This is a genomic window from Duganella violaceipulchra, assembly GCF_019166075.1.
Classification (GTDB): Bacteria; Pseudomonadota; Gammaproteobacteria; order Burkholderiales; family Burkholderiaceae_D; genus Rugamonas; species Rugamonas violaceipulchra.
The window spans coordinates 198,047-210,697 of sequence record NZ_JAHTGR010000006.1; the positions used below are offsets into that span (position 1 = coordinate 198,047).

A 12,651-nucleotide genomic window follows, 5' to 3' on the forward strand; every position below is an offset into this window, starting at 1 on the left:
TGCAGGCTGCGGCGGCGCCTATTTCCCATCGATGCCAAACACCGTCTTGTTTGCGACCGGCATCAGCTGGCCTATGTTCCTGGCGGTCGCGACAAGGATAGGCACCAGGATCTGCTTGGCCGGCGTCTTGCCCTGAAGGCTGGCCACCAGCGCTTCGGCCGCCTTCTCGCCCATCAGGAACGGCTGCTGCATGCCGACCGCCACCAACGGGCCGGCCTTCAGCAGCTCGACCACTTCGGGCATCGCGTCGAAGGAGCCGATCAGCAGCTCGTTCTGCCTCCTGGCCGTCCTGACAGCCTGCAAGGCGCCCATGGTCGGCTGGTCGGTCTCCACGAAGATGCTGCGCACGCCGGGCGTGGCGGCCAGCAGTTCCTTGACAAAGCCGGTCGTCTCTTCGGCCGAATAGGTTTGCATCTGGCGCAGCCCGCCTTCGCGCGTGATGCCGGCATCCTTCATGGCATCGCGGAAACCATTGGTGCGGTCCTGGCCGTTCTTGCGCGCCAGTGAAATCGTCACCAGCGCGTAAGGGTCGCCCTGCCAGCCCTTTTCCTTGAGCGCCGCCGCCACCGCCGCGCCGACGTCGTAGGCGCCCCGATAATTGTCGGACTTGATGTACGATACATACTGGCCGCCGTTGGTGCCGATATCGGCGATCACCACCGGAATGCCGGCCTTGCGCGCCAGCTCCAGCACGTCCGGCGCGCTCTGGCTGTCGATCGGCGAGATCAGGATGCCGGCTGCGCCATGCGCGATCGCCTCACCCGCCTGGCGCAGCTGGATCGCGCGGTCCAGCTGGCTGTCCAGCATGCGATAGGCATAGCCGTTGGCGCGCGCCACCGACTCCGCCCCCTTGCCCAGGGTGCGCCAGAACGGCAGGTCCAGCTTGGCGGTAATGTAGACAATTTCCTTGCCGGCCGCATCGGTCCTGGCCGGGCCCAGCATCACCGCCAGCAGGGCGGCGCCTGCCATGCAATGCCTGAGAAACACACGCGTTTTCATCGTCCCTCCCCCTGGGTGCGGCGCTCAGAATTCATGCCGCACGCCCAGCGACGTCAAGCTGCGGGCGCCGCCGGCCACGCTGGCCTGGTAGCTGGCGGCGCTACCATTGCTGAGTCCGGAATGCACCAGATAGAGATTGGTCCGCCTGGACAGGTAGTAATAGTAGCCCAGCGCGACCTGGGTCGCATCGCTATTGGCACGCATGCGGTCATGCTTGTGCACATAGTCGGCGGCGACGACGCTGGCGCCGAACGACACGCTGACGCCGATCAGCGCATCGCGTGTGTCGAGGGTCGCATCGTTGCGGCTGCGGGCCAGCGCCATCCACAGCTTAAACAGGCGGAAGTCGTAGGTACCGCCCAGCATGTGGTTGCGCGCAGCGTTGTTGCCGAACACATCGTTGGTGGCATGGTAGGCCGTCTGCAGGTTGACCGGGCCTGCCGCGTAGCCGGCGTTCATGCTGAGCTGGCGGTTGCCGGCGCTGTTGCCCGCCACCTCGCCAGCGCCGTAGGCGAGCTCGCCATAGAAGCCGCCCAGGCCTTCCGGCAATGTATATTTGACGGTGTTGTCCATCCGCACGCCAGAGTCCGCGAAGATCCGCGTCGCTTCGCCGGGGCCGCAGGCATCGAATGGATCGTTGTTGTCGATCGCGGCGAAATATGGCGTAAACATGCGCCCCACCCGCAACGTTCCATAGCGGCCGGCGAGCCCGACCCAGGACTGAAAACCGAAGATCCGGTTGGCGAAAACCAGCTGTCCGGTGTCCGCACTGATGAACGAGGCAACGTTGAAGATGGCGCTGATGCCGCCACCGAGGTCTTCGCTGCCACGCACGCCCAGCCGGCTGTCGGCCTGCTGCCCGCTCTCGACCCTGGTGCTCGATTCTCCCGAATCGCGGTCGGCCACCAGGCCGGCATCGATGACGCCGTACACCGCGACACCGCTTTGCGCGCGCGCCGCTTGCATCGCCACGAACAGCGTGGATAAGGCCCACAGCACTTGCTTCATGGCGAATCTCCTCGGTCAAGAAGAAACGAACGACGATGCGCCAGCGGCGCCGCACGGGCCGACAAGTTCACCGATGCAAGTACCGTTTTACTACCGGCCTGGACGCCCGTCAATCAATCCATCCATGGCGCAACAAAAGTGTGTCCCTAAACCATCAGACTCCCGCCAACGTCGGATAGTCGCTGATGCTCAGATCGAAGCCCCGCTCAGTCGATACCAGGTGCGCCATGCCGCCGTATGGCAGCGTCGCGCGCTGCTTGACGTGGCCGAACGGCAGTCCGGTCAGCACCGGCATCGGCAGCCGCTCGCGCAGGTAGGCCAGCATGGTTTCGAAATCATAGCCATTGTCGAAGGCGCTGAGCTTGTAGCCCGAAAAGTCGCCCAACACCAGCGCCCGCTGGCCTTCCAGCGCGCCGGCGTACAGCAGTTGCAGCACCATGCGCTCGACCCGGTAGGGATGCTCGCTGATATCCTCCAGGAACAGGATGCCGTCCGCCTGGGTCGAGAAGTACGGCGTGCCCAGCAGGCTGACCATCATCGCCAGGTTGCCGCCCCACAGCTTGCCGCTGACATCGACCAGCGGATTGTCCGAGCCGCCCTTCGCCACCGCGCCGCGCACCGTGTGCACCGGGCCGCGCAGGCAATCCCAGAACTGCTGCAAGGTATAGTCGACCGGCGTCTCGCGGATGAAATCGTCGCACATCATCGGGCCGCCAAAGCTGATGCGACCGGTCTGCTTCATCAACGCCATCTGGAACGCCGTGAAGTCGCTGTAGCCGACGAATAATTTACCGCTATCGGCCATCGCCCGGAAATCAATCGAGGGCAGCAAACGGCTCATGCCGTAGGAGCCCCGCAGCGCGATCACCACCTGCACCTCGGGATCGGCGGCGGCCGCGTTCAGCTGCGCCAGGCGGCCGGCGTCGGTGCCGGCGAAGCGCTGGAATTTTTTATCGTCGTCATAATAGTTGTGGACCAGATGACCTTGCTGGCGCAAGCGCTCAATGCCGTGTTGCAGTGCCGCGTGGTCCGGCGCGTAGCCGCCCGTGGCCGCGATGGCGATGCCGATAGTCGATGTGCTCAAAGTGTCTCAGTCAGTGATGGGTGCCGCTGCCCGCCCGACGGGGCGTCAGCGGAGAAATGTCCGGCAATATATTACCGCGCAGATGTTGCTCAAGCAAGGCAAGCAAGCGCTCTATCAATTGCGGTGGCAAGTCGTGGCCCATGCCTTCGATCACGTGCAGACGGGCGTTGGGAATCGCGGCCGCCGTATCGGCGCCGCAGGCCAGCGGCACCAACGGATCGGCCGCGCCATGGATCACCATGGCCGGACAACTGATCGTGCGCAGCAGCGGCGTGCGGTCGCCGGACGCGACGATGGCCACCATCTGCCGCGCCATGCCGGCCGGATAGACGCTGCGGTCCAGCGCCCGTTCGATGTTCTCGCGCAGCTGGCGCTCCGGCGTCGGGAACGACGGGCTGCCGATGATGCGGAACACCTGCACCATGCGGTCGATCACGTCGCGCCGGTTGTGCGGAGCGGCGGGCGCGCGCATCAGTGCATTGCGCGCGGCCGGGGTCGGGCCCGGCAGGCCGCGCCGGCCGCTGCTGGACATGATCGAGCTCAGGCTCAAGGTGCGCTTGCCGTGGCGCGCGGCGAAGATCTGCGCGATCATGCCGCCCATCGATACCCCGACCAGGTGTACGCCCGCAATACCGAGTGCATCGAGCAGGCCAAGCGCGTCGTCGGCCATGTCGTGCAGCGTGTAGGCCGGCGCCTGCTTCCATCCCACCAGCGATTTCAGGTAGGCCAGTATCAGATTGGGTTGCTTGAGATGTTCGAACTTGCTCGACAGGCCGATGTCGCGGTTGTCGTAGCGGATCACGTAATAGCCCTGCTCGGCCAGGCCGTCGACCAGGTCCTGCGGCCAGGCAATCAACTGCATGCCCAGGCCCATGATCAACAGCACCGGCGGGTCCAGCGGATTGCCGCTGGCCTCGTACGCAATCGTGATTCCGTTAGCTTGTGCGGTAGCCAAAACGACCTCCCTCGATGGCGCCTGTATCAGTGCCGGTGACAGTAGCTTGAGCATACCATTTTTACCGGACCGGGGAAAATCGCCGCTATTCTGAAGTGTTGCGCTTTGCCGCGGCGGCCGCGGCGCGGCGGGCGGCAAAGAAGGATTTCAGCATGGCGCCGCACTCCTCGGCCATGACGCCGCCGGCGATCGCCGTGTGGTGATTGAGCTGCTCCTGCTCGAACAGATTGAGCACCGAGCCGCAGGCGCCAGTCTTGGGATCGGTGGCGCCGTACACCACCTTGGCCAGGCGCGCGTGCATCATCGCACCGGAGCACATCACGCACGGCTCCAGCGTCACATACAGCTCGCAGCCCGGCAGGCGGTAGTTGCCCAGCGCCTCGGCCGCCGCCCGCAGCGCGACGATTTCCGCGTGCGCGGTCGGATCATGCCGGCCGATCGGCTGGTTGTAGCCGCGCGCGATCACCACGCCGTCCTTGACCACGACCGCGCCGACCGGCACCTCGCCCAGGTCCCATGCGTGTTGGGCCTGTTCCAGCGCCTGCCGCATAAAATCCTGGTCAGGCATCGGTGATTTCTGCCCAGCAGTTTGGGGTTTCGTGCAGCACCAGCTTGTGCAGGTGCAGGCCGGTGCCGTAGCGGTCCTTGTAGGCCGCCTTCAGGATGCCGAACGCCACGTGGGCCAGGTTTTCCACAGTCGGAATGCGGTCAATCACCACGGTCTTGTGGCCCGGCAGCGTCGCCAGGAAGTCGCGCACCGCGGCATCCTTTTCGTAGACAATGAAGGAATGGTCCCAGACGTCGACCAGGTGTTCCTTGGCCAGCGCCTTGATGTCGGAGAAGTCCATGATCATGCCGTTGTCGGAATTGCCTTCGGCCGTGATGATGTTGCCGGTCAGCGTGATTTCCAGCGTGTAGCGGTGGCCATGCAGGTTGCGGCACTGGCTCTTGTGATCGGGGATGCGGTGGCCGGCGTCGAATTCCAGCTTGCGGGTAATGGTCAGCATGATTAAGGTATCTGTAAAAGTTTATGGGTTTGCAAGCTCAGCTTCCATTTCGGGTTGCGCTTGCAGGTTTCGATCGCCAGTTTGAGATTGAACTCGGCCAGCGGGCCATCCATGGCCTGCACAAAGAAATTCTCGAAGTCCAGTTGCTCGTAGGCGCCCAGGTCCTGGCCGGTTTGCGGGATCACCACCTTGATTTCGCTGCCCTTGGTCACCACCAGCCTGGAACCCATCTTCGGGCTGACGCAGATCCAGTCCACGCCTTCGGGGACCGGCAGCGTGCCGTTGGTTTCAATCGCAATCGTAAAGCCGACCGCGTGCATCGCGGCGATCAGCGCGGTATCGAGCTGCAACAGCGGTTCGCCGCCGGTGAACACCACGTATTTACTGGCCGTGTAGGCTTCGGGCCACAAGGCGTTGATGGTGGCGGCAAGCGCTTCCGGCGTGGTGAACTTGCCGCCGCCTTCGCCGTCGGTGCCGACAAAATCGGTATCGCAGAACTGGCAGACGGCGCTGGCGCGGTCGCTCTCGCGTCCGGTCCACAGATTGCAGCCGGAAAAACGGCAGAACACGGCGGGACGCCCGGCGTGGGCGCCCTCACCTTGCAGCGTGTAAAAAATCTCTTTGATGCTGTACGTCACGGCAGTTCCCAGTAGGACAACCCTCAATTATATCTTACGCTACACTTTTCGGTCTATGCCGGTAGAAGTTGACATTTCACAATGCTACCGCGCAGCAACCACGATATGTTGGTCTGGTGGACGCTAACCGGGGAAGATCAATCATGCGCTACGCTCAACCGCTCCTGGAAATCGATGTCATTATCGCCGGCGCCGTCATGCTTGCCGGCATAGCCCTGTTGCTGCTGTGGCGACAGCGGCGCCTGCACCGCGCCCTGATCCGGCAGGAAAGCAAGTTGGCCGAAGAACGCGGCCGCCGCGAACTGGCCGAACAGGCGCTGGGCGACACCCGCCTGCAGGTGGCGCGCCTCGGCGCCAGCCAGCAGTCGCTGCGGGACGCCGAGCGCCGCCGCATCGCCCGCGACCTGCATGACGACATGGGCCAGCATTTGCTGGCCATGTCCTTCGACATCGCCGCGTTGGCGCAGCGCCACGCAACGCTGGCCCAGCCGCTGGCCCAGGTCGAGGCCAGGGTACAGGCGGCCAGCCGCGCCCTGCGCACCATTGTCCGCGATTTGCAGCCGGAACAGTTGGAAAGCGGCCTGCAAGGCGCGGTCCAGCAACAATTGGAGCAGTTTTCGCGGCTCAGCGGCATCCCCTGCCGGCTGGAAGCCGAGCCGGCCGCCTTCAGCATTCCCGCCGACGAGCGCATGGACGCCGTGGTGTTCCGCGTCCTGCAAGAATCGTTGAGCAATATTGCGCGCCACGCCCAAGCGTCCGAAGTGTGCATCGGCCTGTGCCGGGTGGCCGACGGCCTGAGCCTGACCGTGCGCGACAACGGCGTCGGCCTGCCCGACCCGCCGGCCCGGCGCGGCTGCGGCCTGCGCGGCATCGCCCAGCGCGTGGCCGAGGCCGGCGGCCGTTTCGACATCTCGAGCCAGCCCGGCCACGGCACGGCGCTGACCATGTCTTTCCCGCTCCAATAAACCACCGATTACGGGGACCACCCATGCCCACTCAAAAAATCCAGCACCTGATGGAATTCTCGCAAGCCGACATGCAACACGGCTTCGCGCTGAAACTGATGGAATTGCTGGTCATCCCGACTTTCGTGATCGACATCCACGGCAAGGTCATCATCTGGAACCGGGCCTGCGAGCGCCTGACCGGCGTCGACGCCTGGGAGGTGCTGGGCACTGCCGACCATTGGAAAAGCTTCTATCACGAGCAGCGCCCGACGCTGGCCGACCTGGTGATCCAGGGCCGCGACGCCGACGTCCAGACCCTGTACCACCAGCACGCCCGGCGCAACGACAACGACAGCGGGCTGCGGGCGGAAAACTGGTGCGATATGCCGCGCGTGGGACGGCGGCGCTACCTGGCGGCCGACGCCAGCCCCATCCTGGACGCCGACGGCAAGCTGGTCGCGGTCGCAGAAACCTTGCGCGACGTCACCGACGAGAAGCGCGCGCAAGTGGCGCTGGAGCAGCTGGCCACGCGCGACGGCCTGACCGGCCTGGCCAATCGCCGCTGCTTCGACGACACCCTGCAAGCCGAGTGGCAGCGCGCGTTGCGCCAGCAACAGCCCTTGTCGCTGTTGATGGTCGACGTCGACAACTTCAAGCAATACAACGACGCCTACGGCCACCTGGGCGGCGACGAATGCCTGCAAAGAATCGCCTGCGCGGTGTCGAGCGAGATGCGCGCCAACGACCTGGTGGCGCGCTACGGCGGCGAGGAATTCGCCGTGATCCTGCCCAACCAGTCGCTGAAAGGCGCGGCCATCGTGGCCGAACGCATCCGCTGCAGGGTCGAGCAACTGCACCTGCCCAACCTGGGCAGCGCGCAACATGTGGTGACGGTGAGCATAGGCGCGGCCACCGCGCTGGCGGCGCCGGGCAGCGATCCCAGCCAGTTGGTGGCCACGGCCGACTCGGCGCTGTACCGCGCCAAGCACATGGGCCGCAACCGCATCAGCCTGCCGGAATCGCCTTAGGTGGTGGGATCAAAGGCGTAGTCAAATCCGCTGCCGATGATGGTGGCCAGGTGGCCCACATTTTCCGGCGATTCGGAGATGTCGGCCAACACGCCCGCGCGCGAGATCGCACCGATGGCGATGTTATGGATGTAGAACTGGGCGCCTCCGGCGTCCGGCTCGCGGCCCAGCGAATTGCGATACACCTGGTAGACGAAGTCCGTATCGGACAGGTTGGCGCCGTAGGTGGCGGTGAACTCCGCGCTGAGCAGGAATTGCTCGGCCATCTGATCCAGCGTGAAGCCGTGGTCCAGCACCCGTATCCAGAAGCCGAGGCCGCCCAGATCGGGCGCCCGGTGAAATGCGGACTGGTACAGCCGATACGCCTCGCCGCCTATCTCGTGGCGTTCGACGTCCAGCGCGACGGCGTTACCGCTGTCGAAGTAAAGCCGCTCGACGCCGGTCAATGTGTCGTGTCCGCCCGAGCCGGCGTTGTCGGTGACGGTAAAGTCGCCGCCGCTGGCGCTGACCGTGTAGTTGCTGCGCGCCCCGCTGTAATTGACGGTATCGAAGCCCGCCCCGCTGTCGATGTAATCGTTGCCGGGGCCGGCGACCAGCACGTCGTTCGCGGCGGAACCCTTCAAAATCTTGCCGCCGCCGGACAGGTCGATGGTACGGTCGCCAAATTGCAAGAGTTCCACCTCGCTCAGCCGATCAGTGCCGTCGCCAGTCACAATCAGGTCAGCCATATTGCCGGACAGAGCGTAGTGGGCAAAGGCGCCGGAGAACACCACGGTGTCGACGCCATCACCGCCGGAGATCGTATCGCTGCCGGCGCCTTCGTAGACGACATCGGCACCCTTGCCGCCGGCAATCACGTTGCCGTTGTTGTTGGCATAAATCGTCGAACCGCCGGAACCGGCGATCGCTAGCTCGATCGTCACGTTGTAGGCGATCGAGATATTGTTGTAGCCCGGGGCGGTCGAGCTGAAGCTGCCGGCGTTGAGATTGATGGTGACGGCGTCGGTGCAGCCTCTGAAATCAAACACATCCGAGCCGCCCGCATCCCAGATGCACTGCGACGGCGAGCTCCGCACAAAGCTGTAGAGGTCGTCTCCGGCATGATAGGCCATATTGGCGCCGTACAGGTACTGCATCGCCTGGATGTCGTACAGCGCCGGCGTGGTGCCGTACTGGTGGCTCAACTGGTAGCCAGAGCCGGTGTTGTACGACATCTGGGTGTAATCCAGGTTGTCCGTTGCCGTCGGCAGGAAGGGGCCGTCGATATCCCCGCCGGTCGAATTGTAGTTACCGGGGTGCTTCAAACCCAGCGTATGTCCCAACTCGTGGATCAGCACCGAAGGTCCGAAGCTGCCGGCGGTGTAGACGGTATTCGTCCTATCGGTATTGTTGAGGAACAAATAAGTCGGATCGCCACCATTCGGCAAATACGCGTAGCCGCTGCTCTGGTTGCCCTGGTCATTGGTCGCCAACTGGATATTACCGCCCGAAGATACTTCGGAGAATGTGACATCGGCAACCGCCGCCCAACTCGCCAGCGCCGTGCGCACTGCCTGCTGCTGCGCGAACGACATCGGCGCGAAGCCGTTGACGTCGTCGGCGCTGCCGTCGCTCGGCGCCACATTCATGAAGCTGTAGGTCAACGAGACCGGCTTGCCGGGATTGGTGGTCCAGCTGCTGTAGACCAGCGCATCGATTGAATTATTACCGGTCGTGAAGAAAGTCATGATGTAGCCAAGGCGAGTGAGTACGATTGCTTCATAGTATCATCAGTATCCACCTAGTCAAATGGATTCGGCACCGTGAGAAGGGCCGGCGGCGGCAATTTGGCGGGCAATTTTTGCGCCTCCAGGCGCGCCACCACATCGCCCAACAAGGCATGCAGGGCGCGGGCGTCGGCCAGCCCGGCCTGGTCGGCGGTCAGGTCGACATCACCGCTGAGGGTGATGCGATCCAGCCGGTTCTCGATCGACAGCTGGCCGATGTTCAGTACGTCCGATTCGTTGGCGTAAGGGACAAATTTACTCATGACAGGCTCCGGGATTTACGTGGTTTGACTTTCGGCAGGCGCAACATCGCCTCTTTCTGACTGGCCGGCAGCGACGGCAGCAGATTGATGCCGATCCGCGCTTCCAGCTGCGCCACGCTCAGTGTTTCATATTCCGCGTCGGCGCGGTTTTCGATAAAGAACGCCGCCCCTGCGCGCTGGCGCGGGCTGTACACCAGCTTGTACAAATGACTGGGCACCAGCACATTGCCAGCCTTCTGCAAATTGCCGCCGATGAAGGCCGGGCCGGTAATCACGTACAGGTCGCCCTCCTTCTGCGCCAGCTTGCGCACCGCGCCTTCGATGCCGGCCCACACATGACGGTTATTGTCCGCGTCCTGCGGCACCATGTTCGCCAGTGTGAAGCTTTCGTGCTGGGTCTCGCGGTCCGGCATGTCGCCGTTCGGCGCCATGTGGCCGCGGTCGTAGCCGCTGCGGGCGTAGTCGGACAGCTCGGCGCGCAGGCTGGCGGGCAACTGCTGCTCTGTATGGAAGGAATTCTCGCGTGACAAATTCTTGGCGGCATCGATGTTATCGGCGGTCAGGTGCTCGGCCGACCACAGCGGCGTGCGCGTGATCCCGGAATGCATGACACCGAATACGCCGTAGCACAACTCGGTGGTGGCGGCGGCCATCTTGGCGTTGCGGACCTCCGGCAGGCGGCCATCGACATAATGCGCGGGACAGTTGCCGGCCCAGGCCAGGCTGGCGCCCAGCAGTCCGCAAGCGAGCGCCGCCGCAGCGACGGTTCGTTGAATCAGGTACATAGTTCCTTCGGATAAATTAGCGTGGCGGCATTCTAGCGGAGCTTGGCAGCCTGCAACAAGCGCTCGGCAACCGTGCGCAGCTCATCGCGCAAGGCGGCCGGCGCCAGCACCGTGAAGGCAAAGGGCGCCGCCGCCAGTTGCCGCGCCAGCCAGCCCAGTTCGTCGGACTGGTTGTGCAGCAAAATCCCCTCCGCCGATTGCTCGAACAAGCCGATGGTGTCGATAAAGGCGCTGCGCGCGGTGGCCAGGTCGGTCTCCAGCAAGATCGTGGCGGCGAACTTGCGTGGCAGCGCCGCCACCGACTGCCGCAGATGCAGCAGTGTGTCGAAGCCGGCCGGCAACTGGAACTGGCCGCGCGCCGGCGCCACCTGCGCCACGCGGTCGAGGCGGAAGGTGCGGATGTCGGCGCGCAGATGACAGTGCCCGACGGCGTACCAAAAGCCGCCGTAATACACCAGGCCGTAGGTATCGACGTCGCGTTCGCTGTCGATGCCGCCGGAACAGTAGTGCAGATGCACGCGCCGGCGCGACTTGGCGGCCAGGCTGAGCGCCGTGAGCACCGCATTGTCCTGCGCCACGCCGCCCTGCTGGACGATGGAACGCAGATCCAGCCGCACCGTCTCATCGATAGCGTCCACCCGCTGGCGCAAGCCATCCGGCATGATGCGGCCCAGCTTGGCCTGTGCGCTGGCGACCGCCGGCGCCGCTTCTGCCAGGCCCAGCCCCCGTGCCGCCAGCAAGCCCAGCGACAAGGCCAGCGCCTCGTCGTCAGTGAACATCATCGGCGGCAATTTGAAGCCCGGCATCAGCGCATAGCCGCCGTGGCGGCCACGTTCGGCCGTGATCGGTATGCCGAGATCCTCCAGCATGACGATGTAGCGCCGCAGGGTGCGGCCGTCGACGCCCAGCCGGCCGGCCAGGTCGGCGCCGCTCAGGCGGCCGTGGGTTTGCAGCAGCTCCAGCACTGCCAGCACGCGGGTGGTTGGATGGTACATGCCGCAAAGATAGCAGATATACAGGGCCAAATCCGTCCTATTTAATCGCTAGGCTGCTGCAAACACACCTACAAAGGAGCAAAACATGAGTCAAACCGCCAACCTGGGCCTGTATTTTGTCGTGGTATTCGGGGTGGTTGCCCTGCCCGGCCTGGACATGGCCTTCGTCATGGGCAGCTCGATGCTGGGCGGACGCCGCTCGGGGATGGCGGCGGTGGGCGGCATCATCGCCGGCGGCTTCTGCCACCTGTGCATGGGCGCGCTGGGCGTGGCGGTGGTGCTGCAATGCTGGCCGCCGCTGTTCAAGATCATGCTGCTGGCGGGCGCGGTCTACATCGCCTGGATGGGCTACAGCCTGCTGCGCAGCGACAGCATCTTCCACCCGACGCCGGGCGCCGAGGCGATGGCGGACGCCGTCATCTTCCGCCGCGCGCTGACCACCAGCCTGCTCAATCCCAAGGCCTACATCTTCATGCTGGCGATCTTCCCGCAATTCCTCAAGCCGGGCCAGGGGCCGCTGTGGGTGCAATCGGGGGTTCTGGGAGGCATTACCGCGCTGACCCAGCTGGGCGTCTACGGCGCGCTGGCCTACGCCGCCAGCGGCGCCAGCGGCTGGTTCGCCAGCCATCCGGCCGCCGCCACCGTCGCCGCCCGCGTGATGGGCGCGCTGCTGATACTGACCGCAATGCTCAGTGCCACCCAGGCCTGGGCCTGAAAACAAAAAGGGCCGGAACCGCGACGGTTCCAGCCCTTCCAAACATCCGCCCTACCAGAGGCTGAGTTTTATTTCAATAGCGACAACTCTGCTTACTATTTTACATCGTTTTACCGCAAATGGGTAAAAGTTGTGGTCAAGACGGCTTGCTGCGGCGTGCCGCCCGCGTGGTATTGGCGCGCCGGTGCCCGGTGCCACTGCGGGGCTTGGCGCCGCCGCTTTCCTTGGGCTTGCTGTCCTCGGTCTCCCCGGCCTCGGCCCGCTGCTTGTTGACGATGCGGGCCGCCACCTCCTCTTCCCGGCCCGGATAGCGGCCCTCCTTCTCGAATTTGTGTTCCAGTTCCTTGTACTCCCGCTCGCGCTTGGGACTCGCTCCTTTGGGCATGATGTGCTCCTTCACTCTGGTTTGCAGGACCATGCTACCGAAAGCGCAACACTGTCGTCGCACGGCAGCGAAATAT

The 12,651-nt window shown here is 64.4% G+C and carries 15 protein-coding genes; 3 read left to right on the forward strand and 12 right to left on the reverse strand.

Annotated features, from left to right (window positions below; translation table 11 throughout):
- Positions 1-18: 18 nt before the first annotated feature.
- The 7 genes from KVP70_RS13615 to queE all read right to left on the reverse strand — a co-directional run bounded on the left by KVP70_RS13615 (position 19) and on the right by queE (position 5,691).
- Positions 19-969 carry a substrate-binding domain-containing protein gene (locus KVP70_RS13615; RefSeq protein ID WP_217942764.1) on the reverse strand — a complete coding sequence of 317 codons (951 nt, stop codon included), beginning with the start codon at positions 967-969 and terminating at the stop codon, positions 19-21.
- Between the two features lie 54 nt (positions 970-1,023).
- Positions 1,024-2,007: a porin gene (locus KVP70_RS13620; RefSeq protein ID WP_217942765.1), complete on the reverse strand. Its 984-nt coding sequence runs from the start codon at positions 2,005-2,007 to the stop codon at positions 1,024-1,026.
- A gap of 154 nt (positions 2,008-2,161) precedes the next feature.
- A complete protein-coding gene (ldcA, locus tag KVP70_RS13625) occupies positions 2,162-3,091 on the reverse strand; it encodes a muramoyltetrapeptide carboxypeptidase (RefSeq protein WP_217942766.1) in 930 nt (309 codons plus the stop codon).
- A 10-nt stretch (positions 3,092-3,101) separates the two neighbouring features.
- Positions 3,102-4,046 carry an alpha/beta fold hydrolase gene (locus KVP70_RS13630; protein ID WP_217942767.1) on the reverse strand — a complete coding sequence of 315 codons (945 nt, stop codon included), beginning with the start codon at positions 4,044-4,046 and terminating at the stop codon, positions 3,102-3,104.
- Between the two features lie 85 nt (positions 4,047-4,131).
- The gene (tadA, locus tag KVP70_RS13635; protein WP_217942768.1) at positions 4,132-4,614 is read right to left on the reverse strand and encodes a tRNA adenosine(34) deaminase TadA; all 483 of its coding nucleotides are present in this window, start codon (positions 4,612-4,614) and stop codon (positions 4,132-4,134) included.
- Complete coding sequence (gene queD / locus KVP70_RS13640) at positions 4,607-5,053, reverse strand: 6-carboxytetrahydropterin synthase QueD (protein ID WP_116989189.1); 447 nt, start codon at positions 5,051-5,053, stop codon at positions 4,607-4,609. The genes tadA and queD overlap by 8 nt, the downstream gene beginning before the upstream one ends.
- Before the next feature lie 2 nt (positions 5,054-5,055).
- Complete coding sequence (gene queE / locus KVP70_RS13645) at positions 5,056-5,691, reverse strand: 7-carboxy-7-deazaguanine synthase (RefSeq protein WP_217942769.1); 636 nt, start codon at positions 5,689-5,691, stop codon at positions 5,056-5,058.
- Positions 5,692-5,834: 143 nt separating this feature from the next.
- On the opposite strand from queE, the gene KVP70_RS13650 reads away from it, so the two are divergent.
- Entirely contained in the window at positions 5,835-6,656 is an 822-nt protein-coding gene (locus KVP70_RS13650) for a sensor histidine kinase (RefSeq protein ID WP_217942770.1), read from the forward strand.
- A 23-nt stretch (positions 6,657-6,679) separates the two neighbouring features.
- Positions 6,680-7,666 carry a sensor domain-containing diguanylate cyclase gene (locus tag KVP70_RS13655; RefSeq protein ID WP_229224798.1) on the forward strand — a complete coding sequence of 329 codons (987 nt, stop codon included), beginning with the start codon at positions 6,680-6,682 and terminating at the stop codon, positions 7,664-7,666.
- Here the strand turns inward: KVP70_RS13655 and KVP70_RS13660 are convergent.
- The 4 genes from KVP70_RS13660 to KVP70_RS13675 are packed head-to-tail and all read right to left on the reverse strand — an operon-like array spanning position 7,663 to position 11,475.
- The gene (locus KVP70_RS13660) at positions 7,663-9,393 is read right to left on the reverse strand and encodes a DUF4214 domain-containing protein (RefSeq protein WP_217942771.1); all 1,731 of its coding nucleotides are present in this window, start codon (positions 9,391-9,393) and stop codon (positions 7,663-7,665) included. The two genes, KVP70_RS13655 and KVP70_RS13660, sit on opposite strands and share 4 nt — an antisense overlap.
- Before the next feature lie 53 nt (positions 9,394-9,446).
- Positions 9,447-9,695: a hypothetical protein gene (locus KVP70_RS13665; RefSeq protein WP_217942772.1), complete on the reverse strand. Its 249-nt coding sequence runs from the start codon at positions 9,693-9,695 to the stop codon at positions 9,447-9,449.
- Positions 9,692-10,480 (reverse strand): DNA/RNA non-specific endonuclease, encoded by a 789-nt coding sequence (locus KVP70_RS13670; protein ID WP_217942773.1) that lies wholly within the window; start codon positions 10,478-10,480, stop codon positions 9,692-9,694. Before KVP70_RS13670 ends, KVP70_RS13665 begins: the two co-directional genes overlap by 4 nt.
- A gap of 32 nt (positions 10,481-10,512) precedes the next feature.
- On the reverse strand, positions 10,513-11,475 hold the full coding sequence (locus KVP70_RS13675; RefSeq protein ID WP_217942774.1) for a helix-turn-helix transcriptional regulator: 963 nt from the start codon (positions 11,473-11,475) through the stop codon (positions 10,513-10,515).
- Positions 11,476-11,560: 85 nt separating this feature from the next.
- Between KVP70_RS13675 and KVP70_RS13680 the strand changes: the two genes are divergently transcribed.
- Entirely contained in the window at positions 11,561-12,190 is a 630-nt protein-coding gene (locus KVP70_RS13680) for a LysE family translocator (protein ID WP_217942775.1), read from the forward strand.
- 136 nt (positions 12,191-12,326) lie between these two features.
- Here KVP70_RS13680 and KVP70_RS13685 read toward each other — a convergent pair whose 3' ends face one another.
- The gene (locus tag KVP70_RS13685) at positions 12,327-12,575 is read right to left on the reverse strand and encodes a hypothetical protein (RefSeq protein ID WP_217942776.1); all 249 of its coding nucleotides are present in this window, start codon (positions 12,573-12,575) and stop codon (positions 12,327-12,329) included.
- Between the last annotated feature and the right edge of the window lie 76 nt (positions 12,576-12,651).

Bases quoted from the DNA above. Each gene is read 5' to 3' on its own strand.
- KVP70_RS13615 (WP_217942764.1), bottom strand. From the start codon at position 969: ATGGCAGGCGCCGCCCTGCTGGCGGTGATGCTGGGCCCGGCCAGGACC.
- KVP70_RS13620 (WP_217942765.1), bottom strand. From the start codon at position 2,007: ATGAAGCAAGTGCTGTGGGCCTTATCCACGCTGTTCGTGGCGATGCAA.
- tadA (WP_217942768.1), bottom strand. From the start codon at position 4,614: ATGCCTGACCAGGATTTTATGCGGCAGGCGCTGGAACAGGCCCAACAC.
- queD (WP_116989189.1), bottom strand. From the start codon at position 5,053: ATGCTGACCATTACCCGCAAGCTGGAATTCGACGCCGGCCACCGCATC.
- KVP70_RS13650 (WP_217942770.1), top strand. From the start codon at position 5,835: ATGCGCTACGCTCAACCGCTCCTGGAAATCGATGTCATTATCGCCGGC.
- KVP70_RS13655 (WP_229224798.1), top strand. From the start codon at position 6,680: ATGCCCACTCAAAAAATCCAGCACCTGATGGAATTCTCGCAAGCCGAC.
- KVP70_RS13660 (WP_217942771.1), bottom strand. From the start codon at position 9,393: ATGACTTTCTTCACGACCGGTAATAATTCAATCGATGCGCTGGTCTAC.
- KVP70_RS13665 (WP_217942772.1), bottom strand. From the start codon at position 9,695: ATGAGTAAATTTGTCCCTTACGCCAACGAATCGGACGTACTGAACATC.
- KVP70_RS13670 (WP_217942773.1), bottom strand. From the start codon at position 10,480: ATGTACCTGATTCAACGAACCGTCGCTGCGGCGGCGCTCGCTTGCGGA.
- KVP70_RS13675 (WP_217942774.1), bottom strand. From the start codon at position 11,475: ATGTACCATCCAACCACCCGCGTGCTGGCAGTGCTGGAGCTGCTGCAA.
- KVP70_RS13680 (WP_217942775.1), top strand. From the start codon at position 11,561: ATGAGTCAAACCGCCAACCTGGGCCTGTATTTTGTCGTGGTATTCGGG.
- KVP70_RS13685 (WP_217942776.1), bottom strand. From the start codon at position 12,575: ATGCCCAAAGGAGCGAGTCCCAAGCGCGAGCGGGAGTACAAGGAACTG.